Source organism: Streptomyces sp. NBC_01707, assembly GCF_041438805.1.
Lineage (GTDB): Bacteria > Actinomycetota > Actinomycetes > Streptomycetales > Streptomycetaceae > Streptomyces.
The window spans coordinates 6,875,561-6,900,299 of the sequence record NZ_CP109190.1; the positions used below are offsets into that span (position 1 = coordinate 6,875,561).

Annotated in this window: 23 protein-coding genes and 1 riboswitch; of the genes, 10 read left to right on the forward strand and 13 right to left on the reverse strand. The window is 72.0% G+C overall.

Annotated features, from left to right (window positions below; translation table 11 throughout):
* Positions 1 to 32 precede the first annotated feature (32 nt).
* Complete coding sequence (locus tag OG963_RS30830; RefSeq protein WP_319324921.1) at positions 33 to 1,298, reverse strand: prenyltransferase/squalene oxidase repeat-containing protein; 1,266 nt, start codon at positions 1,296 to 1,298, stop codon at positions 33 to 35.
* 109 nt (positions 1,299 to 1,407) lie between these two features.
* Positions 1,408 to 1,541: riboswitch (cobalamin riboswitch) on the reverse strand.
* Between the two features lie 121 nt (positions 1,542 to 1,662).
* The gene (locus OG963_RS30835; RefSeq protein ID WP_093774630.1) at positions 1,663 to 2,700 is read right to left on the reverse strand and encodes an MBL fold metallo-hydrolase; all 1,038 of its coding nucleotides are present in this window, start codon (positions 2,698 to 2,700) and stop codon (positions 1,663 to 1,665) included.
* A gap of 219 nt (positions 2,701 to 2,919) precedes the next feature.
* Between OG963_RS30835 and OG963_RS30840 the strand changes: the two genes are divergently transcribed.
* Together OG963_RS30840 and OG963_RS30845 are read left to right on the forward strand one after the other, a co-directional pair.
* A complete protein-coding gene (locus tag OG963_RS30840; RefSeq protein ID WP_093774632.1) occupies positions 2,920 to 4,401 on the forward strand; it encodes an aldehyde dehydrogenase in 1,482 nt (493 codons plus the stop codon).
* A complete protein-coding gene (locus OG963_RS30845; RefSeq protein WP_030926029.1) occupies positions 4,401 to 4,634 on the forward strand; it encodes a ferredoxin in 234 nt (77 codons plus the stop codon). The genes OG963_RS30840 and OG963_RS30845 overlap by 1 nt, the downstream gene beginning before the upstream one ends.
* Positions 4,635 to 4,879: 245 nt before the next feature.
* On the opposite strand, the gene OG963_RS30850 is transcribed toward OG963_RS30845, so the two are convergent.
* Entirely contained in the window at positions 4,880 to 6,355 is a 1,476-nt protein-coding gene (locus OG963_RS30850; protein WP_093774634.1) for a PHB depolymerase family esterase, read from the reverse strand.
* A 236-nt stretch (positions 6,356 to 6,591) separates the two neighbouring features.
* Here OG963_RS30850 and OG963_RS30855 point away from each other — a divergent pair, with 236 nt between their 5' ends.
* From OG963_RS30855 to OG963_RS30865, 3 genes are all read left to right on the forward strand, one after another.
* The gene (locus OG963_RS30855) at positions 6,592 to 7,578 is read left to right on the forward strand and encodes an aldo/keto reductase (RefSeq protein WP_093774636.1); all 987 of its coding nucleotides are present in this window, start codon (positions 6,592 to 6,594) and stop codon (positions 7,576 to 7,578) included.
* 96 nt (positions 7,579 to 7,674) lie between these two features.
* A complete protein-coding gene (locus OG963_RS30860; protein WP_030926035.1) occupies positions 7,675 to 8,508 on the forward strand; it encodes a 3-hydroxybutyrate dehydrogenase in 834 nt (277 codons plus the stop codon).
* Positions 8,509 to 8,552: 44 nt separating this feature from the next.
* Positions 8,553 to 10,532: a GAF domain-containing protein gene (locus tag OG963_RS30865; RefSeq protein ID WP_030926037.1), complete on the forward strand. Its 1,980-nt coding sequence runs from the start codon at positions 8,553 to 8,555 to the stop codon at positions 10,530 to 10,532.
* 117 nt (positions 10,533 to 10,649) lie between these two features.
* Here OG963_RS30865 and OG963_RS30870 read toward each other — a convergent pair whose 3' ends face one another.
* The 7 genes from OG963_RS30870 to OG963_RS30900 form a co-directional block, all read right to left on the reverse strand.
* Positions 10,650 to 11,555 carry an alpha/beta fold hydrolase gene (locus tag OG963_RS30870; RefSeq protein WP_093774638.1) on the reverse strand — a complete coding sequence of 302 codons (906 nt, stop codon included), beginning with the start codon at positions 11,553 to 11,555 and terminating at the stop codon, positions 10,650 to 10,652.
* The gene (locus OG963_RS30875) at positions 11,552 to 12,709 is read right to left on the reverse strand and encodes a branched-chain amino acid ABC transporter permease (protein WP_093929549.1); all 1,158 of its coding nucleotides are present in this window, start codon (positions 12,707 to 12,709) and stop codon (positions 11,552 to 11,554) included. The genes OG963_RS30870 and OG963_RS30875 overlap by 4 nt, the downstream gene beginning before the upstream one ends.
* The gene (locus OG963_RS30880) at positions 12,706 to 13,593 is read right to left on the reverse strand and encodes a branched-chain amino acid ABC transporter permease (RefSeq protein WP_093774642.1); all 888 of its coding nucleotides are present in this window, start codon (positions 13,591 to 13,593) and stop codon (positions 12,706 to 12,708) included. The genes OG963_RS30875 and OG963_RS30880 overlap by 4 nt, the downstream gene beginning before the upstream one ends.
* Positions 13,593 to 14,339, reverse strand: coding sequence for an ABC transporter ATP-binding protein (locus tag OG963_RS30885; protein WP_030926044.1), 747 nt, complete (start codon positions 14,337 to 14,339; stop codon positions 13,593 to 13,595). The genes OG963_RS30880 and OG963_RS30885 overlap by 1 nt, the downstream gene beginning before the upstream one ends.
* Positions 14,336 to 15,127: an ABC transporter ATP-binding protein gene (locus OG963_RS30890; RefSeq protein WP_051878665.1), complete on the reverse strand. Its 792-nt coding sequence runs from the start codon at positions 15,125 to 15,127 to the stop codon at positions 14,336 to 14,338. Before OG963_RS30890 ends, OG963_RS30885 begins: the two co-directional genes overlap by 4 nt.
* Positions 15,128 to 15,130: 3 nt before the next feature.
* Positions 15,131 to 16,378: a substrate-binding domain-containing protein gene (locus OG963_RS30895; RefSeq protein ID WP_093774644.1), complete on the reverse strand. Its 1,248-nt coding sequence runs from the start codon at positions 16,376 to 16,378 to the stop codon at positions 15,131 to 15,133.
* Positions 16,379 to 16,653: 275 nt separating this feature from the next.
* Complete coding sequence (locus OG963_RS30900) at positions 16,654 to 17,265, reverse strand: TetR family transcriptional regulator (RefSeq protein WP_030926047.1); 612 nt, start codon at positions 17,263 to 17,265, stop codon at positions 16,654 to 16,656.
* Positions 17,266 to 17,493: 228 nt separating this feature from the next.
* Here OG963_RS30900 and OG963_RS30905 point away from each other — a divergent pair, with 228 nt between their 5' ends.
* From OG963_RS30905 to OG963_RS30915, 3 genes are all read left to right on the forward strand, one after another.
* Positions 17,494 to 18,828: a glycosyltransferase family 4 protein gene (locus tag OG963_RS30905; protein WP_093774646.1), complete on the forward strand. Its 1,335-nt coding sequence runs from the start codon at positions 17,494 to 17,496 to the stop codon at positions 18,826 to 18,828.
* A 62-nt stretch (positions 18,829 to 18,890) separates the two neighbouring features.
* A complete protein-coding gene (locus tag OG963_RS30910) occupies positions 18,891 to 19,655 on the forward strand; it encodes a class I SAM-dependent methyltransferase (RefSeq protein ID WP_030926051.1) in 765 nt (254 codons plus the stop codon).
* Positions 19,652 to 20,728, forward strand: a complete 1,077-nt coding sequence (locus OG963_RS30915; protein ID WP_030926052.1) for a prenyltransferase/squalene oxidase repeat-containing protein — start codon at positions 19,652 to 19,654, stop codon at positions 20,726 to 20,728. The genes OG963_RS30910 and OG963_RS30915 overlap by 4 nt, the downstream gene beginning before the upstream one ends.
* 28 nt (positions 20,729 to 20,756) lie before the next feature.
* Here the strand turns inward: OG963_RS30915 and OG963_RS30920 are convergent, their stop codons facing one another.
* A complete protein-coding gene (locus tag OG963_RS30920) occupies positions 20,757 to 21,050 on the reverse strand; it encodes a hypothetical protein (protein ID WP_093774648.1) in 294 nt (97 codons plus the stop codon).
* A gap of 153 nt (positions 21,051 to 21,203) precedes the next feature.
* Here OG963_RS30920 and OG963_RS30925 point away from each other — a divergent pair, with 153 nt between their 5' ends.
* A complete protein-coding gene (locus OG963_RS30925; RefSeq protein WP_093774650.1) occupies positions 21,204 to 21,755 on the forward strand; it encodes a hypothetical protein in 552 nt (183 codons plus the stop codon).
* Between the two features lie 40 nt (positions 21,756 to 21,795).
* Positions 21,796 to 22,572 carry a maleylpyruvate isomerase family mycothiol-dependent enzyme gene (locus OG963_RS30930; RefSeq protein ID WP_093774652.1) on the forward strand — a complete coding sequence of 259 codons (777 nt, stop codon included), beginning with the start codon at positions 21,796 to 21,798 and terminating at the stop codon, positions 22,570 to 22,572.
* Positions 22,573 to 22,581: 9 nt separating this feature from the next.
* Here the strand turns inward: OG963_RS30930 and OG963_RS30935 are convergent, their stop codons facing one another.
* The gene (locus OG963_RS30935) at positions 22,582 to 23,595 is read right to left on the reverse strand and encodes an LLM class F420-dependent oxidoreductase (RefSeq protein WP_093929704.1); all 1,014 of its coding nucleotides are present in this window, start codon (positions 23,593 to 23,595) and stop codon (positions 22,582 to 22,584) included.
* A gap of 113 nt (positions 23,596 to 23,708) precedes the next feature.
* Positions 23,709 to 24,545, reverse strand: coding sequence for a DUF5336 domain-containing protein (locus OG963_RS30940; RefSeq protein WP_030926057.1), 837 nt, complete (start codon positions 24,543 to 24,545; stop codon positions 23,709 to 23,711).
* Positions 24,546 to 24,739 lie beyond the last annotated feature (194 nt).

Here is a 24,739-nt window from a genome sequence, read left to right on the forward strand (position 1 = left end):
CGCCGGCCACCCGGATCGATTCCCCGCCCGGTTCACAGCTGCGGGGTCTTCCGGCGGCTGCTGATGAGGAAGCCGACGCCGGCACCGGCGGCGAGACCGATACCGACGAGCCACCACACGCCGAGCCCGGCGTCGTCGCTGGTGCCGTCCTGTGCCGCGTAGTCGCTGCTGGCCGGCGAGGGTGTGTGGACGGCGGCCGGCTTCGGTCCGGTCGCGCTCAGCCGCTCGACGAGGTCGACACCGCCGAAGTCGCGGGCATCGGCACCGGTCGTGTGGGCGGCCACGACCAACTGGGCGTAGGCGGCGGGGCCGTTCTCGGCCGCCCAGGGCGCGGCGTTCTTCTTCAGCCAGCCGAGCGCGTCGGCCGCCTTGTCCTGGTGGCCTGCGGCGGCCAGGGCGACGACCGCGTCCGCGGTGTTGCCGAAGTCGGGCTGCTCGGTGGTGTCGGTGGTGCCCGGCATCGGGGGCTGGTTCAGGTGGCCGGTCTTCGCGAGGGCACCCGCGAGATAGTGGGCACCGTTCTGGGCGGCCTGCTCGGGCTTGACGACGGCGCCCTTGTGGCAGGTGGGCGCCTTGTCCTCGGACGCGGAATTGTTCCAGGCGGCCAGCCCCTTGCCCATGGAACCGAGCACACCGGCCGCGGTGGCGTCCGCGTTGGCGACGAGCTTGCCGGCCTTGTCGGGCTGGTACGCGAACGCGCCGCCGTCCTTGCCGCCGCACGGGATCGCCAGCGCGAGCAGCGCGTCGTACGGCGTCCTGCCGCCCTTGGTCGTCACATCGCCGAGCCGCTCGCCCCGCTTGGCCAGGGCGCCGATCACGATCGAGGTGGAGTTGGCGTCGCTGGGCGAGCCCGGGTTGTAACCCCAGCCGCCGTCCTCGTTCTGCACGGACTTCAGCCAGGCGACCCCGTTGTCGGCGGCGTCGCCGTGTCCGCCGACCTCGGCGAGTGCCTGGACCGCGGCGGCGGTGGCGTTGGTGTCCGTCATGGTCTTCGCGTCGCACGGCTTTCCGGCATCGGCGCGGTACGAGGCGTAGGCGCCGCTGTCGCACTGCTGGGCGACCAGCCAGTCGACGGCCGCGGCCGCGGGGGTGACCCCTTCGAGCCGCTGGGCGATGAAGGCCAGCGACTGCCTCCAGACCCCGTCGTACGTCGGGTCCTTGGTGCCGTACAGCCCGGACGGCAGTGCGACGGACGGGGTGGGCGACGGCGACGGCGCCGCCACCGCGGCCGGGGCAGCGGCCGCACAGAGCACGGTGGCGGTGGCGGCGAGCGTTGCTGCGGTGCGGCGAACGGTCATGGTGGGCTGGGCCTCTCCTGCGGTGGGAACCGGGCACAGGCACACTCAGGCACCAGGCTCCGGCCCCGTATGCCTCGACGGTGCCGGTCACCGGGGTTCCGGTGACGCGAGCCGGTCACGACCGCGGACAGGGCATTCCGACTCACCGCTGTGTCAGCGGCTCACGGTTGCGTGGTCAGTGCCGGATTCGCACCGGCTTCCCCCTGAACGGGCATGATGACGACTCCGACACTCTACCGGTGCGTAGCCCGCCCCTCCGGGCGGAGGGCCGCCCGGAACAGCGACGTACGTCACCCGTGGGGCCGGGCGGGACGCGGCGGTGGGAGAGGCCGGTGCCGGAGGGGATCGCCGGTCGGCGAACCCCTCACACGGCGACGTACGTCACCGGGTCGCTCCCCGTCATCGCCTCCGCGCGCCCCAGCTTCACCAGTCGGCGGACGTGCGCCTCGGCCTCGGAGACCGCGATGTTCCGTGAGCCGTGCGGGATCTGCTCCCACGGCCGGTTCCACTCCATCCGCTCCGCCAGCTGCCACGGCGTGAGCGGGGTGGCGAGCAGCGCGAGCAGGCCGGTCAGCCGCTCCTCGTGGTGGTCGAGGAGTTCCTGTACGCGCCTGGCCGCGTCCGGGAACGCGTGCTGGTGGGCGGGCAGCACCTCGGCGACCCCCAGCCGGCCGATGCGCTCCAGCGAGTCGAGATAGTCGCCCAGCGGGTCGGTGACGGTCGCATCGTCCGGGTCCTCGTACAGCCCGATGTGCGGGCTGATCCCGGGCAGCAGATGGTCGCCGGAGAAGAGCCGGCCGCGACCGGGCAGGTTCGCCGGGTGGTCCTCCTCCAGATGCAGGCAGACATGGCCGGGGGTGTGGCCCGGTGTCCAGACCGCCCGGAGCCGGCGGCCCGCCAGGTCGAGCAGTTCGCCGGGGACGATCTCGCGGTCCGGGAGTGCGGCGCGCAGGCCGGGCAGGGTGCGCATCCGGCCGGTGGCGCGGGCGGCGCGCAGTGGGGCGAGGTGCTCCTCGGGGGCGCCGACCGCGGTGAGTTTCGTCGCCAGGTAGGTGAGCCAGGTGCCCGGTTCGGACTCGCGGGTGCGGCGCACGATCGCGGTGTCCGCGGCGTGCATCGCGATCCACGCCCCGGATGATTCGCGGACCTGGCCGGAGAGGCCGTGGTGGTCGGGGTGGTGGTGGGTGATGACCACGCCATGGATGTCGGTGATGGCGACTCCGACGGTGCTGAGGCCCGCGACCAGGGTGTCCCAGGCCTCCGGGTCGTCCCAGCCGGTGTCGATCAGCACCGGGCCGCGGCCGGTGTCCAGGACGTGCACCAGAGTGTGGCCGAGCGGGTTGTCCGGGATGGGGACCTTGATGGACCACACGCCGCCGCCGTGCTCGGTCACCTGTGTCATGAGGTCCCCATCTCTCGTCCCGGCATGCGGCTGTGCTGCGCCGCATCCACTGTAACGAGAACTCGTTCCAGTAGTAGCCCTGGTCGACTATTCACCCGAGGTCGATCGCCGTCGGATCCGTGGACTCCTGGAACTGGAACTGGTATCAGTTCTGACGCGGAGTCAGGTATGGAGTCAGGTGCGGAGTCGGTACGTGCCGGGTCGCGGGAGGCAGCAGCCATGACCGAGCTTGTCGAACACGGAAAACTGTTCATCGGCGGGGAGTTGGTCGATCCGCTCGGCCAGGACGTCATCGAGGTGATATCGCCCCACACCGAGCAGGTCATCGGCCGGGTGCCGCATGCCTGTGAGGCGGACGTGGACCGCGCTGTCGACGCCGCCCGCCGGGCCTTCGACGAAGGGCCCTGGCCCCGGGCCTCCCTCGACGAGCGGATCGAGGTGATCACGCGGATCAAGGACGCGTTCGCCGTGCGGTACGAGGAGATCGCCCGCGTCATCAGTTCCGAGAACGGAACCCCGTACAGCTCCAGTGTGATGGTGCAGGCACTCGCCGCGATGATGGTGTGGGACGCGGCGATCACCGTCGCCCGTACCTTCCCGTACGAGGAACGGCGCGACGGCGTCCTCGGGCCGCTGCTGGTGCGCCGGGAGCCGGTCGGCGTCGTCGCGGCCGTCGTGCCGTGGAACGTCCCGCAGTTCACCGCCGCCGCCAAACTGGCGCCCGCGCTGCTGGCCGGCTGCACGACCGTCCTCAAGGTCTCGCCCGAATCGCCCCTTGACGCCTACATCCTGGCCGAGATCGCCGCCGAGGCCGGGCTCCCCGAGGGCGTGCTGTCGATCCTCCCGGCGGACCGCGAGGTCAGTGAGTACCTCGTCGGGCATCCGGGCGTCGACAAGGTGTCGTTCACCGGCTCCGTCGCGGCCGGCCGCCGGGTGATGGAGGTCGCTTCGCGCAACCTCACCCGGGTCACCCTGGAACTGGGCGGCAAGTCCGCCGCCGTCATCCTCCCGGACGCCGATCTCGGCGCGGCCGTCGCGGGCATCGTCCCGTTCGCCTGGATGATCAACGGCCAGGCGTGCGTCGCCCAGACCCGCATTCTCGTCCCGCACTCCCGCTACGACGAGATCGCCGAGGCGTTCGCCGCCGCGGCGGGCGCGCTGAAGGTCGGCGACCCGCTCGACCCCGCCACCGAGCTCGGCCCGCTGGTCGCGCGGCGTCAGCAGCAGCGCTCCCTCGACTACATCCGGATCGGCCAGGAGGAAGGCGCCAAGATCCTTACGGGCGGCGGCCGTCCGGCCTCCCAGGAGCGTGGCTGGTACGTCGAGCCGACCCTCTTCGGATCCGTCGACAACTCCATGCGCATCGCCCGCGAGGAGATCTTCGGCCCGGTCATCTGCCTGCTGCCGTACGGCGACGAGGCGGAGGCGGTGAAGATCGCCAACGACTCGGAGTACGGGCTCAGCGGCAGCGTCTGGACCGCCGACACCGAGCGCGGCATCGACATCGCCCGCCGGGTCAGAACCGGCACGTACAGCGTCAACACGTTCAGTCTCGACATGCTCGGTCCGTTCGGCGGCTACAAGAACTCCGGTCTGGGACGGGAGTTCGGCCCCGAGGGGTACGGCGAGTACTTCGAGCACAAGATGATCCATCTGCCCGCCGGGTACCAGCCGGCGCAGCCCGGACCGCAGGAGGCGTGATGGGGGACCGCTGGCACGTGGAGGTCGACCGGAGCGTCTGCATCGGCTCCGGGATGTGCGTGAACCACGCCCCGGACGGCTTCCGGCTGGACTCCGCCCGGCAGTCGCACCCGGACGTCCCGGAGACGGACGCCAACGAGCAGGTGCTCGCGGCCGCGGAGGGGTGTCCCGTCGAGGCGATCACGCTGACGCTGCTCGACTCCGGCGAGGTGGTGTTCCCGCCGGAGGACTGAGGGCTGTCCCGTAATCCCTGGTGGATCGGCGCGCGGCGTCGGACGCGGTGCATCGCGAGGCGGAGGGGCGTCTTCGTGCCGGTCGTATTCGGGCGTTCCGACGACGCGGCGAGGCGCCGTGGCTGTCGTCGTGGGCCCGCCGGGGATTGCGGGACAGCCCTTAAGCCTCCGCCCCCTGGCGGGAGCGTGAGCGCGAGGTGCGGCCCGACGCGGGACCGTCGGGCCGCACCGTCGACGGACGGGTACTACGCGGTGCAGCCGGTGTCGGCGATCACGAAGTAGCCCGCCGGTGACTCCCGCAGGGTGTGCGTGACGAACACGTTGTACAGGCCCATGTTCTGCTCGGACCCGTTCGCGTACACATAGCCGCCCGTGGTGTGCGCCCTGCCCGCCGCCACCTGGGCGTAGTTGGTCGCCGTGTAGCAGGCGCCGCCGCCCGTCCCGCCGGTCGTGGTCGCCGTCACCGCGGCCGAGACGGTACCGACCGCCCCCGATCCGTCGACGGCCGCCACGGTGTAGCGGTACGCGGTCCCGGCGGACAGCCCCGTGTCGGTGAACGCCGTCGACGTGGGCCGGCCGACCTCGGTGCCGTTGCGGTAGACGGCGTACGAGGAGGCTCCCGTCACCGCGCTCCAGGACAGCGAGGCACCGGTGCCCGTGACACCGGTGACCGTCAGACCGGAGGGGGCCGGGAGCGGGTTCTCGCCGCCGCCGGGTGCGCCCTGGTCCAGCCCCCAGAAGACGCCGGTGTAGTACGACGAGCAGATCGAGTTCAGGAAGTACGCGGCCGTGGACCCGCACCGATCGGTCCCCGAGCCGGGGGAGACGGCCAGGCCGTGGCCCATGCCGGAGATGGAGTACGTCTCCACCGCGGGGTTCCCGGAGGCGTCGTTGTAGACGCTGCGGGTGGTGTTGCCGGGAAGGGTGTCGGTGCTCGACGGGGTCTGGCCGATGCCCCACACATCGGTCCACTGGTCCCGCAGCGCGGTGGCGTTGGCCGGGTACACCGTGTAGTCGGACGTGCCCTGCCAGATGGCGACCCGCGGCCATGGGCCGGTGTAGCCGGGGTAACCGGCGCGGACCTTGGCGCCCCACTGGGCGGGGGTCAGCTTCTGCGGGCCCGTCTGACAGCCGGAGGCGGCGGCCTGGCTGGTGGCGCACTGCGCGGGCAGGCCGGACGCCACGGAACCGCCCGCGAACACGTCCGGGTACGCGGCCAGCAGGTCTGCGGTCATCCCGCCGCCCGCCGACAGTCCGGTGACGTACACCCGCCGCCCGTCGGAGCCGTACTGCTGCTTAGCGTGCTCCACCATCTGCACGATGGAGGCGGCTTCGCCCTTGCCCCGGGTGTCCTCGGCCGGATCGAACCAGCCGAAGCAGGAGAGCGCGTTGTTGGCGGACGTGGTCTGCGGGAAGACCACGGCGAACTTCCACAGGTCGGCGTATTTCGGCCAGCCCGAGTTGGTGTAGTAGTCGTTGGCCGTCTGCGTACAGCCGTGCAGGGCGATCACCAGAGGCGCGCCCGCGGGCAGATCGGCGGGGGCGTACTCGTACATCTGCAGGTTGCCGGGGTTCGTGCCGAAGCCGGTGACCTGCTGCAGGCCGCCGGCGGCAGCGGCGGGCTGCGCGGCACCCACGGTGCTCAGCGTCGCCGCGACGACGCCGAGGACGGCCGTGGACGCGACGCGCCGTAGCAGGCGTCGCAGGATCGATGGGCGCACGGGGGCCTCCCTGTTCGGAACGTGCGGGCGTGCGGACTGTTGCCGGAACCTATGAGTCCGGGCCGTCCCCGCCCATGGGGCGGGCTGACATCCCTCGGGCTCCGCTGTGTGCGGCGCCGCCCTTGCGCCGCGAGCGCCCAGCGAGAAGCGGACGTTGACATCGAGTGCGCTCGAAGATGCAGACTCCCGGTCAGCAACGCCCTTATCGGCCAGGGGCTGTTGGGAGGGAGACAGGAATGCGCTACCGCATGATGGGCACGGACCCGAAGACCCGCCGCGAGGTGAGCGTGATCAGCCTCGGCGCCATGCTGATGGGCACGCTCACCGACGAAGCGACCTCGTTCGCCGTCCTCGACCGGTACGCCGAGGCCGGCGGCACCTTCATCGACTCGTCCAACAACTACGCGTTCTGGGTCGAGGGCAGTCAGGGAGGGGAGAGCGAGCGACTGCTCGGCCGCTGGCGCCGGAGCCGTGGCGTCGGCGACGAGATCGTCATCGCCACCAAACTCGGTGCCCGGCCGAACAGCCCCGCCACCGGCTTCACCCGCGACATCGAGGGACTCTCGCCGAAGGTGATCCGGGAGTCCGCGGAGCGGAGCCGGGAGCACCTCGGCGTCGAGCGGCTGGACCTGCTGTACGCGCACGTCCAGGACCACGGCGTGCCGATGCGCGACACCGTCGAGGCGTTCGGAGAGCTGGTGACCGAAGGAACCGTCGGACTGCTGGGCGTGAGCAACCACTGGGCGTGGCAGGTGGAGCGGGCCCGGGCCCTTGCCGCGGCCGCCGGACTGCCGGGGTACGAGGTCCTCCAGTACCACCACAGCTATCTGCGGCAGCGCACGGACCTGCCGAGCCTGCGCTCACCGGACGGCCAGGAGGGCGTGGCCGCCGGGGACCTCCTCAGCTACCTGCGGGCCGAACCCGCCCTCGTGCCGGTCGCCTACTCGCCACTGCTGGCCGGGGCCTACGTCCGGGCGGACAAGCCGCTCGGCCCGGAGTTCGACCACCCGGGCACCCGGGCGCGGCAGGCGGCACTGCGGACGGTGGCCGAGGAGACCGGGGCGACCGTCAATCAGGTGGTCCTGGCCTGGCTCATCGGCGGCGAGGTCCCGGTCGTCCCGCTGGTCGGCGCCTCCTCGGTGGCGCAGCTGGACGAGAGCCTCGCGGCGGTGGACCTGGAGCTGACGGCGGAGCAGCGGGCGATGCTGGACGCCGCCCGCTGACCACCCGCACCATGTACGCCGCCACCATGGCGGCGTACGACGGTGTGTGCACCGACCCCGTGTGACGTGGGCTTCGACCTCCTTACGGTGACGACCATGGAGACTCCCCAGAGCCCGGTCCACGGGCCCGCGCCGCTCACCGTTCCCCCGCCCCGCGCCGCCGCTCCGTCGCCGTCGCCCGCAGATCCGTTCCTGGCCGGGCGCACCGCCCTGGTGACCGGAGCGGCGAGCGGCATCGGGCAGGCCTGCGCCGAGGCCCTCGCCGCCGCGGGGGCCCACGTGTACGTGGTGGACAAGGCCGCCGACGCGGCCAAGAGCCTGGCGGAGCGGATCGGCGGAACGGCCTGGGTGGTCGACCTGTCCGTACCCGAGGCGGTCGACACGCTGCCGGACGACGCGGACCTGGTGGTCAACAACGCGGGGCTGCAGCACGTCGCTCCCGTGCACGAGTTCCCGCCGGACCGGTTCGCGCTGATCCACCGGGTCATGGTGGAAGCACCGTTCCGCATCTTGCGCCGCACCCTGCCCGGCATGTACGAACGCGGCTGGGGGCGCGTCGTCAACATCTCGTCCGTCCACGGGCTGCGCGCCAGCCCCTACAAATCGGCGTACGTATCGGCGAAGCACGCACTGGAAGGTCTCAGCAAGGTGGTCGCTCTCGAAGCAGCACCGCACGGGGTGACCAGCAACTGCGTCAATCCCGGCTATGTGCGCACCCCGCTCGTCGAGAACCAGATCGCCGACCAGGCCCGTACGCACGGCATCTCGGAGGAGGAAGTGGTGGGCAAGGTGATGCTGGAACGCAGCGCCATCAAACGCCTCATCGAACCCCGGGAGGTCGCCGAGGCGGTGCTGTGGCTGTGCGGACCGCACACCGGGCACATCACCGGTACCTCGCTCGCGATGGACGGCGGCTGGACCGCTCACTGACACTCTCCAGTACACATCGAATCCCCGACGAACGATGGCCGCCCATGTCTGCACCGCCCCCCTCCGCCGCGCCCCACCTGCGTCGCCTCCTCGACCTGCTGACCGAGGACGCCCCCGCCGAGGCACTGGGCGCCGTCTCCTCCGAGGCGCGGGCCGCCGGTGTGCCCGCGGGCGACCTCGCCGAGGTGGAGCGGGCCACCGCCACCGCACTGCGGATCAGGGGCGCCTTGCGCCAGCACCGGCGCCGCGAGCTCCAGCTCACCGCGCTCTTCGACACCGCGGGTGATCTGGCGGCCTCCCGCGATCTGGACGACGTACTGAAGGCGATCGTCCGGCGGGCCAGGATGCTGCTCGGCACGGACACGGCGTATCTCACCCTCCCCGACGAGGAGGCGGGGGACACGTACATGCGGGTCACCGACGGTTCGGTGTCGGTTCTCTTCCAGCGGCTGCGGCTGGAACTCGGCGAAGGGCTCGGCGGTCTGGTCGCGCAGACCGCGAGCCCGTACGCGACGCCCGACTACCGCACCGACAATCGCTTCCGCCACACCCGCAACATCAACGCCGGGGTCCTGGACGAGGGGCTCGTCGCCATTCTGGGCGTGCCCCTGCTCCTCGGCTCCAGCCGCGGCGGTACGGGGAAGGTCATCGGAGTCCTCTTCGCCGCCGATCGCGCGCCGCGCGTCTTCAGCCCGGACGAGGTCGCCCTGCTCTGCTCGCTCGCCGCACACGCCGCAATCGCCATCGACACCGCCCGCGCCCTCGCCGACACCCGCTCGGCCCTCGACGAGCTCGCCGGCGCCAACGCCGAGCTGGCCGAGGCGAACGCTGCGGTACGGGAGCACTCGGCCGCCATGCAGCGGGCCGAGGAGGCGCACGACCGGCTGACCGACCTGGTGCTGCGCGGCGGTGACGTCAAGGACGTCGCCACGGCCGTCGCGGGGCTGCTCGACTCCCCGCTCACCATTCACGATCCGGGCGGGCGTCCACTGGCGGCCGTCCGGCCCGACGGTACGGGACTCGCGGCCGACAGCATGGACCCCGGATGGCTGGCCGAGACCGCCGAGGAGTCCCGCACCGGAGCGCGCGCCGTGCACCGCGACGGCCGGTGGATCTGCGCCGTACTCGCCGGACAGGAACTCCTGGCCCAACTGGTCCTGCACCAGCGCCGACGGCTCGACGACTCCGACCGGCGGCTCTTCGAACGCGCTGCCGTGGTCACCGGCCTCCTGCTCCTGCTGCGGCGCACGGTCGCCGAGACCGAGAACCGGATACGCGGCGAGCTGATCACCGACCTGCTGACCGACGCGGAACGCGACCCGGCCGGTCTCGCCGAACGCGGCCGTCGCCTCGGCATCGACCTGGACCGCCCGCATCTGCTGCTGGTGGCCGAGGCGGGTGCCCGGGAGAAGCTGTGTGCCGCAGCTCTGCGCTACCTGTTCGGCGGGGACATCCACGGGGTGAGCGCCGAACACGCGGGCACGGTGGTGCTGTTGGTCGCATGCGACGACGAGGACGCGGGTGCAGGTGACGCGGCGAGAGTGGCGGCGGCCCAGCTCGGCCAGCTCGTCCAGGCCCCCGTCACCGTCGCCGCCACCGGGCCGGCCCGCGGCCCGCGCGAGCTGGCCGCCGCCCACCGGGAGGCCGCCCGCTGCCTGCGCGCGATGCGGGTGCTGGGGCGGACGGGTGAGGGTGCCTGCGTCGACGAACTCGGCTTCCTCGGCGTGGTGCTGGGCAACGCGCAGGACGTCGACGGTTTCGTCGACGCGACGCTGGGGCCGCTGCTGCGGTACGACGCCCAGCGTGGCACCCATCTCGTGCGCACGCTGAGCGCGTACTTCGGTGCCGGTGGCAGCCTCATTCGCGCCAAGGACGAGCTTCACGTCCACGTCAACACGGTGGTGCAGCGGCTGGAGCGGATCCAGGTGCTGCTGGGACGGGACTGGAACGAACCGGACCGGGCGCTGGAGCTTCAGCTGGCGCTGCGGCTCAACCTGTTGGCGGGGGGCCAGGAGCGGGCGTGAACCGGGTGGCCGGTTGTCGCCGCTCCGGCCTCCGGCGCCCGAGGGACGGGTCATGCCGGGCGGGGCGGGTCGTGTCCCGACGGGCCGGGTCGTGCCCCGGCGGGCATGAGGGTGGTCTCAGGCGTTTCCCGGAACGGGTGTGTTCGCCACCGCCACCAGGCGTGTGGCGATCTCCTGCGCGCCCGCGCCACCCGTGAGCACCGTGTAGTGGTTGACGTCGGGCACCGCCACCGGTTCCACCCGCGTGTCCCCGAGGCGCGCCACCGCCAGTCGCTTCTCGTCGTACAGCCCCTGCTCCTCGTCCATCAGGCCACGCGCCGCCCACAGCAGCGTCGCCGGCACCGGCAACTTCCGTACGGCCGAGAGCACTTCGTCGTCGAAGAGGCCGACCCCGTCGGTGCGTACCGCCTCGATCCGGCAGCTGGAGTGCATCGCCGGCTCCTCGCCCGTCAGATCGCGCTGGATGTACGCATCGACCTCAGGTGACCAGGCGTCCCCGGCGAACGCGGGATGCGCCTGCCAGAACGCCCGGTAGGCGGCGCGGTCGGCGAACGTCATCGACAGCCGGTCCATGGCCGGGCCGATCACCGCCGTCATGAGTTCGTCCGGTGACAGATGGGTGGGGGCCGGGAAACCGACCCCGCCGTCGACGAGCAGCAGCGGACCGAAGCGGTCCGGATGCCGTACGGCGGCCAGGGCCGCCACGAACGCGCCCATCGAGTGACCGGCCAGCACCACCCGGTCCAGGCCGAGCGCCTCGGTCAGCGCGGCGACGTCATCGGCGTGTGCCGCGATCCCGTACGGGCCGGGGAGCCCGGCGCTCGCCCCCCGGCCGCGCAGATCAGGGGCGATCAGCGTGACCCGTCCGGCCAGCATCCCGGCCACCGTGCCCCAGGAGAGCGCGTTGGCCGTGATGCCGTGCAGGGCCACGACCACCGGCGCACCGGGCTCCCCGGCCGGCCAGCGCAGCGCCGCCAGCTCGCCCCCGGCGACCGGGACACGTATCTCTTCGTACGGGGTCATGAGTGGCGGTTCTCCTTCCGGGCGGCTGCGCCCGCTCTGGTTGTGCCTCGGGGTGCACGGAGTGCGGAGCCCAGCCGGGACGGCAGTCGTGCCAGCCCGCCCGGCAGCAGATGTACCACGGCCACGAACAGCACACCGAGCAGGAACAGCGGCTGGGAGAGCGGTACCCGCAGCACCGCGGGCAGGTCGGCGACCGCACCCGAGCCGGCGAGGTCGCCGAGCCGGTGATCGGCCCATGTGTACAGGATGCCGCCGACCATAGGCCCCCAGCGGGTACCCGAACCGCCCAGCACCACCATCACCAGCAGCGACAGTGTGAAGTCCGAGGTCGTCGTCTGGGGTGTGGAGCCGCCGGTGAGCAGCAGATGCACGAGTCCGCCGAGCGCTGCCAGCGCACCGGCCAGGACGAAGGCCGTCAGCTTGAACCCGTACGGCCGCAGCCCCAGCACCTCCACCCGGCGCTCGTTCTCCTTGATGCCCTCCCAGACCCGCCCGGTCGGCGAGCGGACCGCCCAGTGGACGACGGCCAGGGTGAGCACCAGGTAGCCGAGCGCGACCCAGTACAGGTTGGCCGTGTGCTCGATGCCCACGAGCCCGGACGGCAGCAGCTCGGCGGGCGCGGCCCGGCCCTCCTCACCGCCGGTGAAGCCCCCGGGGTTGCGGGAGACCAGGATCGAGCCCGCCTGGGCGAAGGCCAGCGTCACCATGGAGAAGCCGATACCGGTGACCCGCAGGCTCACCGACCCCAGTACCAGAGCGAGCGCGACCCCGAAGCAGACGCCGACCAGGGCCGAGACGGCGAACGGCAGACCGGCCTCCAGCATGATCGTGTTGGTGGCGTAGCTGCCCGCGGCGAAGTACAGCGCATGACCGAAGGAGAGCAGCCCGGTACGGCCGAGCAGCAGGTCGTAGCCGGTGGCCAGGGCGCCGAACAACAGGCAGGTGGCGAGGAGTTGCAGGCTTCCCGCACTTCCGACGGGGCCGTCGAGCAGGCCCGGCAGCGGCAGTGCGCTGTACGGCGCGACGATCAGCACGACCAGCACGGCGGCCGGCCACCAGCGCAGCAGCCGGGCCGTGTCGGCACCGGCCGGTGCGTCGGGCGGCGCCGCCGGCGTTCCGCTCGTGCGGTCGGGTGTCCCGGTCACGGTGCTCACGCGAGCCTCCCCGTCAGTCCGCGCGGCCGTACGAGCAGCAGCGCGGCGAGCAGGACGACGACGGCCAGGTCGCCGAGGCCCGCTGCGGTGTAGTAGTTGGCGAACTGCTGGACCAGGCCGATCACGACGGACGCCGCGGCGGCGCCGGTCACCGACCCCATGCCGCCGGTGACCACCACGACGAACGCGAAGATCAGCAGCGAGGTGCCCTGCCGGGGGTCGACCGAGCCGAAGTACAGCCCGCCGAGCGCCCCGCCGAGCGCGGCGGCCGAGCCGCCGATCGCGAAGACGAGGGTGAACGCCTTCCGTACGTCGATACCGAGCGCGGTCACCATCGCCCGGTCCTCGACCCCTGCCCGTACGACCAGTCCGTGCCGGGTCCGTCCGAGGAAGAGACGCAGCGCGACCAGCACGACGACCGCGGCCGCGATCAGCACCAGACGGTTGACCGGAACCTCCGCGCCCAGCAGGGAGAACGTGCCGGACAGCGCCTCGGGCCCGGGGAAGCGCAGGGCGTCCGAGCCCCAGATGCCCGACAGCAGCGCCGGGACGGCGAGCCCCACCCCGACCGTGGCGAGCACCTGCTCGCGCGGCCGGGTGTACAGCGGGCGGACGACGGCGAGTTCCAGCACCACGGCGGCGACGGTGCCCACCGCCGTGCCGAAGAGGACCGCGAGGACGAAGCCCACGCCGCCGGGGCCCGCACCCGGCAGGTTCCCGGACGCCGCCCACCAGGTGCCGTACGCGCCGACGGAGAGCAGCGCGCCGTGCGCGAAGTTGAGCACGTCCATCAGGCCGAAGATCAGCGAGAGCCCGGAGGCGATCAGGAAGTAGAGCGCTCCCAGACCGAGTCCGGTCATGGCGAGCAGAACGACGGTGGACATCAGGAATCCGCCTCCACGGAAGGTGCTTCGGTGCCCGGGCCGCGCCCCACGCCCAGCAGCCGGCGTGCCGCTTCCGCGTCGCCCAGCAGCTCACCGGCCGGGCCCTGGTGGGCGGTTCGGCCGTCGGCGAGCACGGTGCAGTGGGCGGCCAGGCGCCGTACGACGGCGAGGTTCTGTTCCACGAGCAGCACCGGAACCGCCTCGGCGGCCCGCTCGAGCACCTCGGCGACCTCGGTGACCACCTTGGGCGCCAGTCCCTTGGTGGGCTCGTCGGCGATGATCAGCCGGTTGCCGTTGAGCAGGGTGCGGCCGATGGCCACCATCTGCTGCTGACCGCCGGACAGCGTTCCGGCCAACTGCCGCTCCCGGAGCTTCAGTTCGGGGAAGAGTTCATGGACGAGCGGATACGCCGGCTCGCCCGCCCCGCGCCGCTCGGCCAGCCGCAGGTTCTCCGCCACGGTCAGCCCGGCGAAGACGCCGCGGTCCTCGGGGGCGTAACCGATGCCCCGCCGGACCAGTGTGTGGGTGGGCAGCGCCACGGTCTCCTCGCCGTCGAGCCGGACGCTGCCGGTGCGCGGGACGAGGCCGAGGACGCCGCGGACGGTCGTGGTCTTCCCGGCGCCGTTCCGGCCGAGGAGCGCGGTCACCCCGTGCCGGGCGACGTCCAGGTCCACCCCGTGCAGGATGTGCCGGCCGCCGATGAGGACCCGCAGGTCCCGTACGGCGAGAAGCGTTCCGGTCGTCACAGCCCCTCCCCGAGGTACGCCTGCTGCACGGTCGGGTCGGCGGTCACGGCCTCGGGCGTGTCCAGCGCCAGCAGCCTGCCGTGGTGCATCACGGCGAGCCGGTCGGCCAGCCCCAGCAGGACGTCCATGTGGTGCTCGACCATGAGGACGGTGCGGCCCTCGTCCCGGTGCAGGGTGCGGATCAGTTCGGTGAGCGCGGGGACCTCCTCCGCGCTCACCCCTGCCATCGGCTCGTCGAGCAGCATCAGCCGGGGCTCTCCCACCAGCAGCACCGCCAGCTCCAGCTTCCGCTTCTCGCCGTGCGACAGCTCGGACGCCAGGGCTCCGGCGCGGTGGCCGAGCCCGGTGCGCTCCAGTACGCCGTGTACGTCGTCGGTGTACGGGGAAGCGCGCCGCCACAGGCGGTACGAACCGCCTCGGGCGGCCTGCGCGGCCAGCCGGACGTGGTCGGCCACGCTCATGCCCGGCCAGAGACTGGACGTCTGGAACGTCCGGCCGATCCCGCGCCGGGCCCGGGCGTGCGCGGGCCGGCCGGTCATGTCCGTGCCGTCCAGCGCGATGGTGCCCGACGTGGCCGTGGTCAACCCGCTGATCAGGTTGAACAGTGAGGTCTTGCCCGCCCCGTTGGGGCCGATGAAGGCGAGGAACTCGCCCTCGCGGACGTCCAGCGTGATGTCCTCGACGATGGTCGCCCCGCCGACGCCCCAGCCGAGGCCGGTCAGCCGGAGCACGGGGGCGGTGCTCCGCGCCCCGCTCCCGTGTTCCGTGGTGATGCCCGGTGCGGCCATCGGTCAGCCCGCCGAGGGCTTCGCGGGCGGCGCCACCTTGTCCATCGGCTCCGTGGTCACCAGCTTCGGCTCGGCGGTGGCGCCCTTCCCGGTCAGCTTGGCCACGAACATCGGCTGGATCAGGGCGTGATCCTCGGCCCGCACCTGCTCCTTGCCCTTCACCCCGTCGAAGGTCCAGCCCTCCAGCGCCTTCGCCATGGCGGCGGGATCGGTGGCGCTGCCCTTCTCGACCGCGTGCACGATCATCTGTGCGGCGGTGAAGCCGTCGGGGGTGAACAGGTCAGGGGTGCCGCCCGCCTCGGTCACCGAGTCCAGCATCGACTTCTCCACGGCGTTGCCGCCGCCCGCACCGGGGAAGTAGTGCGCCAGGAACGAGACCTTGGAACCGGCGGCGCCGAAGATCGGGTACGAGGCCGTGCCGGCCAGCCCGGTGACGACCTTGGACGCGCCCAGCACGCCCTGCTGGTCCAGCGCGGTCCACAGCGCGGGGGCGGTGGAACCCGCCCAGGCCACGAAGACCAGATCCGGACCGGCGGCCTTCACCTGCCGGGCGAACGGGGTCAGGTCCGTGGCGCTCGGCGGGGCCAGCACGGAGCCCACCTTCGCGCCCTTGCCGCCGAGGACGGCCTTGACCGCGGCGACGTTGGCCTGGCCGAAGGTGGAGTCCTGGGCCAGCACGGTGACCTTCTTGCCCTTGGCCTCGCCGAGCATCGTCCCGGCGGTGAGGATGTCCTGGTAGGACTGCCGGCCGGAGCGGAACGTGTAGTCGTTGATCCCGGTCACGGCGTCGGTCGCGGCGGGCCCGCTGACGTACAGGACCTTGTTCTGCGCGGCGAGCGGCGCCATCTGCAGCGCGACCCCGGAGTCCGTGGTCCCGGCGAGCACCTTGTAGCCCTTGCCGATGAGGTTCTTCGCGGCGGAGACCGCCTTGCCCGGGTCGCCCGCGTCGTCCTGCTCGGTGACCTCGATGCGGTGCCCGGCGACCTTGCCGGTGCCGTTCGTCGCGTAGTCCAGGCCTGCCATGAACCCGTCGCGGTACTGCTTCCCGTAGTCCGCGAGCAGCCCGGTCCGGGAGTAGACCAGCCCCACCTTGACGGTCTGGCCCTTCGTGCCCTTGCCCGACGCGGAGTCCGCCTCACCCGCCTTCCCGGCGGCGGTGCAGCCGACCAGCAGGAGCCCTGCGGCGGCCAGGGTGACGACGGCGGAGAGGGATCTGCGGTGGTGGACGGTGTCTGTGGCTCTGCGACGCATGGTGACCGGCTCCTCGGCGGGATTCCTGTGATGTCGCCGAACCGTATGAACACCGTGGCGCCGTCGACATGGTGCAGGACGCCCCACCTGAGGCGGTGCGCATGTGCGGGCCGCACATGGCCCGAGGTCGCGGGTGAAGGAGCGCGGCCCGCGGGCAGGCCCTCGTCAACGCCCCTTCGTCTGCGGGGCCATGACCCCGCGCCGTGGCCCGTCGGTACGGACCGCCCGGACCGGCCCGGGTCCCGTCGTGTGCCCGGCGTCCGCCGAGCGAAGCGCTAGGACGCTTCCGGAGGTGTCGTCACGTCGATCAGCCGGCACACCGTCTCGATGTCTATCTTCACCTGGGCGATCGACGCCCGTCCCGACAGCCAGGTGATCAGCGCCGAGTGCCAGGTGTGCTCGATGACCCGGACCGCGGACAGCTGCTCGGGCGTCGGGTGCTCCAGCCCCATCGAGTCCAGGATGATCGCCGTCGTGAGCCGCGAGACGGTGTCCACCTCGGGGCTCACGCTGCGGTCCGCGAAGGTCAGCGCCCGCACCATCGCGTCCGCCAGATGCGGTTCCCGCTGCAGCGCGCGGAACGCCCGCATCAGTGTGTCGGCGACCCGCTGCGCCGCGTCGTCCCCGGCCGGAGGTCGTTTGCGCAGCGTCCCATGCATGTGCTGCAGCTGGTCCTGCATGGTGGCGACCAGCAGATGGATCTTGGACGGGAAGTACCGGTACAGCGTGCCCAGGGCGACCCCGGCGGCCTCCGCCACCTCGCGCATCTGCACCGCCTCGAACCCGCCCCTGCTGGCGAGCTGGGCGCTGGCGTGCAGGATGCGGCGGCGGCGGGCCTCCTGCCGTTCCGTCAGGGGCGGCGATGCCTGCTTGGCTTCCGCTGTCATGTGTCCCCATCCATGGCTTCTGTCCGCAACCGGAGGAGGCGCGTGGGCTCCCGGCGGCGCACAGCATGCCAGGGTGCCGGTCGTGGCGCGAATCACCTGATCCGGCCGTTGCGCCGACGCTACCTGCCGGTAGATTCGTAGCTCATTGAACGTTCCAGTCTGAAACTTGTTCTAGATTAGCGCGAGCGGTTACGCTCCGGCGAACACGCAGTGAGAAGGGGGCCGAGTGTGACCGCTGAGGCCATAGAGACGGGCCCCCGCACGGGCAGTGACACGTCGGCCGCCACCGCCGACGGGCGACCGTTGCGCATCGCACTCCTCACCTACAAGGGCAACCCCTTCTGCGGCGGCCAGGGCGTGTACGTACGCCACCTCGGCCGCGAGCTCGCCCGCCTGGGCCACAGCGTCGAAGTGATCGGCGCCCAGCCCTATCCCGTGCTCGACGAGGGTGTCCCGCTCACCGAGCTGCCGAGCCTGGACCTCTACCGCCAGCCCGACCCGTTCCGCACCCCGAAGCGCGGCGAGTACCGGGACTGGATCGACGCCACCGAGGTCGCCACCATGTGGACCGGCGGCTTCCCGGAACCGCTCACCTTCAGCCTGCGTGCCCGCCGCCATCTCGCCGCCCGTCGCGGCCAGTTCGACGTCATCCACGACAACCAGACCCTCGGGTACGGGTTGTTGGCGGACCTCGGCGCCCCGCTCGTCACCACCATCCACCACCCCATCACCGTCGACCGGCAGCTGGATCTGGACGCCGCCGACAGCCGGCGCCGCCGCGCCTCCGTGCGCCGCTGGTACGCCTTCACCCGCATGCAGAAGCGAGTGGCGCGCAGGCTGCCGTCGGTGCTCACCGTCTCCGGCTCCTCCAAGCAGGAGATCGTCGACCATCTCGGGGTGCGGCAGGACCGGATCCATGTCGTGCACATCGGCGCGGACACCGACCTGTGGTCGCCCGACCCGTCGGTCGCCGAGGTGCCCGGCCGGATCGTCACCACCTCCAGCGCCGACGTCCCGCTGAAGGGCCTCGTCCACCTCGTCGAGGCGCTCGCCGAACTCCGTACCGAGAACCCGCAGGCGCACCTCGTGGTCGTCGGCAAGAGGGCCGAGGACGGACCCGTCGCGCAGGCCATCGAGCGGTACGGACTCCAGGACGCCGTCCGGTTCGTCAAGGGCATCAGCGACGCCGAACTCGTCGACCTGGTGCGCAGCGCCGAGGTCGCCTGCGTCCCCTCGCTGTACGAAGGGTTCTCGCTGCCCGCCGCCGAGGCCATGGCCACCGGCACCCCGCTCGTCGCGACCACCGGCGGTGCGATCCCCGAGGTCGCGGGTCCGGACGGCGAGACCTGTCTGGCCGTGCAGCCCGCCGACGCCGGGGCCCTGGCCGCCGCGCTCGCCCGGCTGCTCGGCGACCCGGAGCTGCGGGCCCGGCTCGGCGCCGCGGGCCGCGCCCGGGTGCTGGCCCGGTTCACCTGGAAGCAGGCGGCCATCGGCACCGCGGAGCTCTACCGGCAGGCGATCGCCGCCCGCGCCGCCACCACGCAACCCGGCGGCCGACGGTGACCCCGCGGCCCGCCCCCGCTGTCCCCGCCCCCTGAACCCCTCGACCGCGAAAGCAGGCACTTGTGCTGACCGTGGACTTCACCCGCTTCCCGCTCGCCGCAGGCGACCGAGTGCTCGACCTGGGCTGCGGCGCCGGACGCCACGCCTTCGAGTGCTACCGGCGCGGCGCCCAGGTCGTGGCACTCGACCGGAACGGCGAGGAGATCCGCGAGGTCGCGAAGTGGTTCGCGGCGATGAAGGAGGCCGGCGAGGCCCCCGCCGGTGCCACCGCCACCGCGATGGAGGGTGACGCGCTCAACCTGCCGTTCCCCGACGAGTCCTTCGACGTCGTCATCATCTCCGAGGTGATGGAGCACATCCCCGACGACAAGGGCGTGCTCGCCGAGATGGTCCGGGTCCTCAAGCCGGGCGGCCGGATCGCGATCACCGTGCCGCGGTACGGCCCCGAGAAGGTCTGCTGGACGCTCTCCGACGCGTACCACGAGGTCGAGGGCGGCCACATCCGCATCTACAGGGCCGACGAGCTCCTCGGCAAGATCCGCGGCGCCGGCCTCAAGCCGTACGGCACCCACCACGCGCACGCGCTGCACTCCCCGTACTGGTGGCTCAAGTGCGCGTTCGGCGTCGACAACGACAAGGCGTTGCCGGTCCGTGCGTACCACAAGCTGCTGGTCTGGGACATCATGAAGAAGCCGGCCGTCACCCGGGTCGCCGAGCAACTGCTCAACCCGGTCGTCGGCAAGAGTTTCGTCGCGTACGCCACCAAGCCGCACCTGCCCAAGGCCGCTGCCGCTGCCGCGGACGACCTTTCGAAGGCCGAGGCGTGACCACTCCCGAGCAGACCGAACACCTCGTGCTGCCCGGAGTGCTCACCGCGGAGCAGGCGACGGAGACCGTCGCCGCGCTGCTCGCCGTGCAGCGCGAGGACGGCGCGCTGCCCTGGTTCCGAGGCCACCACCTCGACCCGTGGGACCACACCGAGGCCGCCATGGCCCTCGACGCGGCCGGCGAGCACGCCGCCGCGGAACGCGCGTACGACTGGCTCGCCCGGCACCAGAACAAGGACGGCTCCTGGTACGCCGCCTACCATGACGGCGACCCGGACCGGCCGACCGACCGGGGCCTGGAGTCCAACTTCTGCGCGTACGTGGCCGTCGGCGTCTGGCACCACTACCTCGCCACCGGCGACGACGGGTTCATCGACCGGATGTGGCCGACCGTGTACGCGGCCGTCGAATTCGTCCTGCGGCTCCAGCAGCCCGGCGGCCAGATCGGCTGGAAGCGCGAACCCGACGGCACCCCCGTCGACGACGCCCTGCTGACCGGCAGCTCCTCCATCCACCAGGCACTGCGCTGCGCACTCGCCATCGCCGAGCAGCGCGAGGAGCCGCAGCCGGACTGGGAGCTGGCGACCGGCGCGCTCGCGCACGCGATCCGCAGTCATCCCGAACGCTTCCTCGACAAGAGCCGCTACTCGATGGACTGGTACTACCCGGTCCTCGGCGGCGCGCTCACCGGAGCGGCCGCCAAGGAACGGATGGAGGAGGCCTGGGACAGCTTCGTCGTCCCCGGACTCGGGGTGCGCTGCGTGCTGCCCAACCCTTGGGTGACGGGCGGCGAGAGCTGCGAACTCGCCCTGGCTCTCTGGGTGATGGGGGAGTCCGACCGGGCCCTGGAGATCCTCCAGTCCATCCAGCATCTGCGCGCCGACGGCGGCTTGTACTGGACGGGGTACGTCTTCGAGGGCAACCGGGCGTTCTGGCCGGAGGAACTCACCACCTGGACCGCCGGATCGCTGCTGCTCGCCGTGGCCGCCCTGGGGGGCGACGAGGCGACCGTCGCGGTCTTCGGCGGCGAACGGCTGCCGACGGGCCTGGAGCCGGACTGCTGCGCCCCCTAGGGGTGGGCCCGACGGCCGGGCCGGGGTGTCACGGACGGCGGATCCGGCCCGCCACCGCGTGTCCGATGAAGAGATAGACGACGGCTGCGAGGCCGTATCCGGAGACGACCCGCGCCCAGGCCTCGTCGAACGTGAAGAGGTCGTACGACCAGCCGGCCAGCCAGCGGGCGGCGTCCTTGACGAAGGCCACGAGGTCGTTGCCCCGGTTCGCGTCCAGCAGGTACATCAGGATCCACAAGCCGATGATGAAGGCCATGAGGTCGGCCACCACGGCTATGACACGTGCGGCGGTGCTGCTTCTCGTGCCTGTTCCAGGAGACATGGGTATCGGTTTGCCGTTTTCCGAGGCCTGAAACCCGGTCGGCACCCCTTGAGTGGCGTGGTACGCGGACCCGGGTGAGCCTGGCAGGGCGTGCCGCACTGCGGCACCAACCGTCGAACTCACCGTCGATGTGCCCCGTCAGGGAGGCCCGCTGTGCCCAGTTCCGTACCGCTCCGCCGTCTGTTCGTGGCGCTGCTGCTGTCCTGCACCGTCCTGGTGAGCACCACGGCGTGCGGCAACGACTCCGGCACGAGCGCCGGGGCCTCCGCCTCACCGAGCGGTACGGCGTCGGCGCAGAAGCAGAAGCTCGCCAAGACGCGGTTCGTCGCCAACGCCGGGCTCGCTGCGGGCGCGACGTACCAGTGGATCATCAAGCCGTACCGTGCGGGCAAGTTCAAGAAGGGCGCGGACGGACGGACCTTCGCGCTGGTCAAGGCCGGGCTCGCGGGCGGCTTCGCCTACAACCGGCTCAAGGCGGCAGCGGAGAACGCCAAGGGCGACCCGCTGCTGTCGAAGGCGGTCGCACCGCTGACGGCGGGCATCGAGTCGCTCAAGGGGATGGGCACCAAGCTCCGCAACGGCCAGGCGGGCGCGGGGGACGTCGGCGCGTTCGAGGACGTCATCACCAACATCAAGGACGCCGGCAAGAGTGCGGGCGCCGAGGTGAAGGACCAGGTGCCGTCCGCCTCCCAGCTCGGCGGATGACCGCGCGGGGGAGGTGTCGCACGAGCAATAGGGTGCCGTCATGACGCTTCTGGCACACGACCACTACTGTGAAGAGATCCTCCGTCAGACCGACGGGCTGAGAGCCGTGATCAGCGGCGCGGACCTCGGCGCGAAGGTGCCGACCTGCCCCGAGTGGACGCTGCGCGACCTCGCGGTCCACGTCGGCGGCGCCCACCGCTGGGTCAACGAGATCGTCCGGACCCGGGCGACCGAGGAGGTCCCGGACGAGCGGGTTCCGCAGTTCACGCCGGACGGTGACGACCCCGCTGTACTCGACGCGTGGCTGACCGACGGGGCCGCGAAGACCGTCGCCTCCCTGCGTGAGGCCGGTGCCGGTCAGCCGGTCTGGGCCTGGGCATGGGACCGGAGCGCCGGATTCTGGGCGCGGCGCATGGCCCACGAGACGGTCGTCCACCGCGCGGATGCTGCCGTCACGGTGAACGCCGACTACGAGGTGGCGCCCGAGCTGGCGGCGGACACGATCGACGAATGGCTGGAGATCGTCGCCTTCGCGCAGTCCGAGGGGGACAGGGAGGCCGCGGAGCTCCGGGGCGCCGGAAGGTCCCTTCATCTGCATGCCACGGACACGCCCGGGGCGGAGTGGCTGATCGAGTTCGGCGACGACGGGTTCACCTGGCGGCGGGCGCACGAGAAGGCGACGGTCGCGGTGCGCGGGCCGCTCACCGATCTGATGCTGGTGTTCAACCGGCGGCAGGGCGTGGACAGCGGGCGCGTCGAGGTGTTGGGGGAGCGGGAGCTGCTGGACTTCTGGCTCGAGCGGGCGACGTTCTCATGAGACGTGCGCTCAGGCGTTGTTGAGATCTGCCAGTACGCGCAGCGTGTGGGGATCCGGTGCCGTGATCAGCAGGTCGGTCACCGGGCCCTTGCGCCACAACTCCAGTCGCTCCGCGATTCGTTCACGCGGTCCGACGAGCGAGATCTCGTCGGCGAACGCGTCCGGAACGGCCAGCACCGCCTCCTCCTTTCGGCCCTCCAGGAACAGCCGCTGGATCCGTCGCGCCTCCTCCTCGAAGCCCATCCGGGCCATCAGGTCGGCATGGAAGTTGCGGGCGGCATGCCCCATCCCCCCGATGTAGAAACCGAGCATCGCCTTCACCGGCAGCAGCCCCTCCGCGACATCGTCACAGACGTGCGCGCGGGCCATCGGCGCGATCATGAAGCCGTCGGGGAGGCCGGCCAGCGAAGCCACGTACACGTCGGTGCGCAGCGGCGACCAGTACAGCGGCAGCCAGCCGTCCGCGATCCGCGTCGTCTGCGCGATGTTCTTCGGCCCCTCCGCGCCCAGCAGCACGGGCAGCCCGGCTCGCAGCGGATGGGTGATCGGCTTCAGCGGCTTGCCGAGACCGGTCGCGTCCGGACCGGTGTACGGATGCGAGTGGAAGCGTCCGGCCAGCTCGACAGGGGCCTCACGCCTGAGCACTTGACGGATGATCTCGACGTACTCGCGGGTGGCGGTCAGTGGACTCCTCGGGAACGGGCGCCCGTACCAGCCCTCCACCACCTGCGGCCCGGAGAGCCCGAGCCCCAGCATCATCCGGCCGCCGGAGAGATGGTCGAGGGTCAGCGCGTGCATGGCGGTCGCGGTCGGGGTGCGCGCCGCCATCTGCGCGATGCCGGTGCCGAGCCGGATACGGGAGGTGTGGGCCGCGATCCAGGTCAGCGGGGTGAAGGCGTCGGAGCCCCAGGCCTCCGCCGTCCACACCGAGTCGTAGCCCAGCCGCTCCGCCTCGCGGGCGAGCTCCAGATGGGCGGGATCCGGGCCGCGGCCCCAGTAGCCGAGAGCGAGTCCGAGCCGCATGACGGTCCCTCCGACCATGTATGACGATGCGTCAGTTCGATCCGCACGGACGGAGGGTACGACAGCGGCCCCCCGCCCGGAAGGGGCGAGGGGCCGACAGGAAGGGGCTGTGGTCAGCCGCGCTGGATGCCCGTGGTGTCCTGAAGCACACCGCGACGGCCGTCCTGGGTCTGGGCGATGAGACCCGGACCGCGCTGCTCCACCGCGAGGTACCAGGTGCCCGGCGCCAGTTCGGCGATCGGGCCGGGCGAACCGTCCTCGCCGTACAGCGGACGGGCCACCGGCACCGCGAACCAGAACGGCGTGAAGTCACCGGCCGGCGCCGAGCCGCCCTGCGGGGCCTGCTGCTGCGCCTGCGGCGCGTGCGCCATGGCGGGATCGGGCTGACCGGGCTGCGGCTGCGCACCGTACGGCTGGCCCGGCTGGGCACCGTACGGCTGCTGCTGGGCGCCGGGGTAGCCGTAACCCTGGCCCGGCTGCGGCTGGCCACCGTACGGCGACTGCACGGCCTGCGGACGCGGGGCGCCCATCAGGGGAGCCTTGAGCGCCGGGACGAGCGGCGTCGCGACCGCGCCGCCGGCGAGCACGATGGTCGCGAGCAGGCCGAGGATCAGGCCGGTACCCGCGTCGCTGGCGTCGATGATCGTCCAGAAGGCCGTCCACAGCGCGAAGACACAGAAGGCGGCTCCGAATTGACCGAGGTCGAGGCCGACGACCTTGCGGCTCGGCATGGCGCGGCCCACGATCACCAGCACCGCACCGATGATTCCGGCCAGGAAGACGCTCATCAGGACCCCGAGCGCGTCCCAGGCATTCGGGGCGTCGAAGCTGGAGCAGTTGAGGCCCGCAGGGCAGTCGATGCCGGCGAGGTCGAGGAAAGAGGCGATGAACAGCACCACCGCTGCGCCGATCACCACGCCATCGCCTCGAGTGAGGGAGCGGATATTCACGTGAAGGTCCTTAGTCGGTCGTCTCGTCGGGGCGGTCGTCGCTGCCGCCGGTACGGCGGGCACGGCGCGAAGCTCGGAGGCGGCTCCCCACCGTACGGATGAATCTATCGTCTGCCCGGACGGGTTGTGTCCGGGCCCGGACGTTGTGCGGCCATCCCCCGTGATACCCCCGCACAACTACCGCACAACTCCCC

Bases quoted from the DNA above. Each gene is read 5' to 3' on its own strand.
- OG963_RS30830 (WP_319324921.1), bottom strand. From the start codon at position 1,298: ATGACCGTTCGCCGCACCGCAGCAACGCTCGCCGCCACCGCCACCGTG.
- OG963_RS30835 (WP_093774630.1), bottom strand. From the start codon at position 2,700: ATGACACAGGTGACCGAGCACGGCGGCGGCGTGTGGTCCATCAAGGTC.
- OG963_RS30840 (WP_093774632.1), top strand. From the start codon at position 2,920: ATGACCGAGCTTGTCGAACACGGAAAACTGTTCATCGGCGGGGAGTTG.
- OG963_RS30845 (WP_030926029.1), top strand. From the start codon at position 4,401: ATGGGGGACCGCTGGCACGTGGAGGTCGACCGGAGCGTCTGCATCGGC.
- OG963_RS30855 (WP_093774636.1), top strand. From the start codon at position 6,592: ATGCGCTACCGCATGATGGGCACGGACCCGAAGACCCGCCGCGAGGTG.
- OG963_RS30860 (WP_030926035.1), top strand. From the start codon at position 7,675: ATGGAGACTCCCCAGAGCCCGGTCCACGGGCCCGCGCCGCTCACCGTT.
- OG963_RS30865 (WP_030926037.1), top strand. From the start codon at position 8,553: ATGTCTGCACCGCCCCCCTCCGCCGCGCCCCACCTGCGTCGCCTCCTC.
- OG963_RS30870 (WP_093774638.1), bottom strand. From the start codon at position 11,555: ATGACCCCGTACGAAGAGATACGTGTCCCGGTCGCCGGGGGCGAGCTG.
- OG963_RS30880 (WP_093774642.1), bottom strand. From the start codon at position 13,593: ATGTCCACCGTCGTTCTGCTCGCCATGACCGGACTCGGTCTGGGAGCG.
- OG963_RS30890 (WP_051878665.1), bottom strand. From the start codon at position 15,127: ATGGCCGCACCGGGCATCACCACGGAACACGGGAGCGGGGCGCGGAGC.
- OG963_RS30895 (WP_093774644.1), bottom strand. From the start codon at position 16,378: ATGCGTCGCAGAGCCACAGACACCGTCCACCACCGCAGATCCCTCTCC.
- OG963_RS30900 (WP_030926047.1), bottom strand. From the start codon at position 17,265: ATGACAGCGGAAGCCAAGCAGGCATCGCCGCCCCTGACGGAACGGCAG.
- OG963_RS30920 (WP_093774648.1), bottom strand. From the start codon at position 21,050: ATGTCTCCTGGAACAGGCACGAGAAGCAGCACCGCCGCACGTGTCATA.
- OG963_RS30930 (WP_093774652.1), top strand. From the start codon at position 21,796: ATGACGCTTCTGGCACACGACCACTACTGTGAAGAGATCCTCCGTCAG.
- OG963_RS30935 (WP_093929704.1), bottom strand. From the start codon at position 23,595: ATGCGGCTCGGACTCGCTCTCGGCTACTGGGGCCGCGGCCCGGATCCC.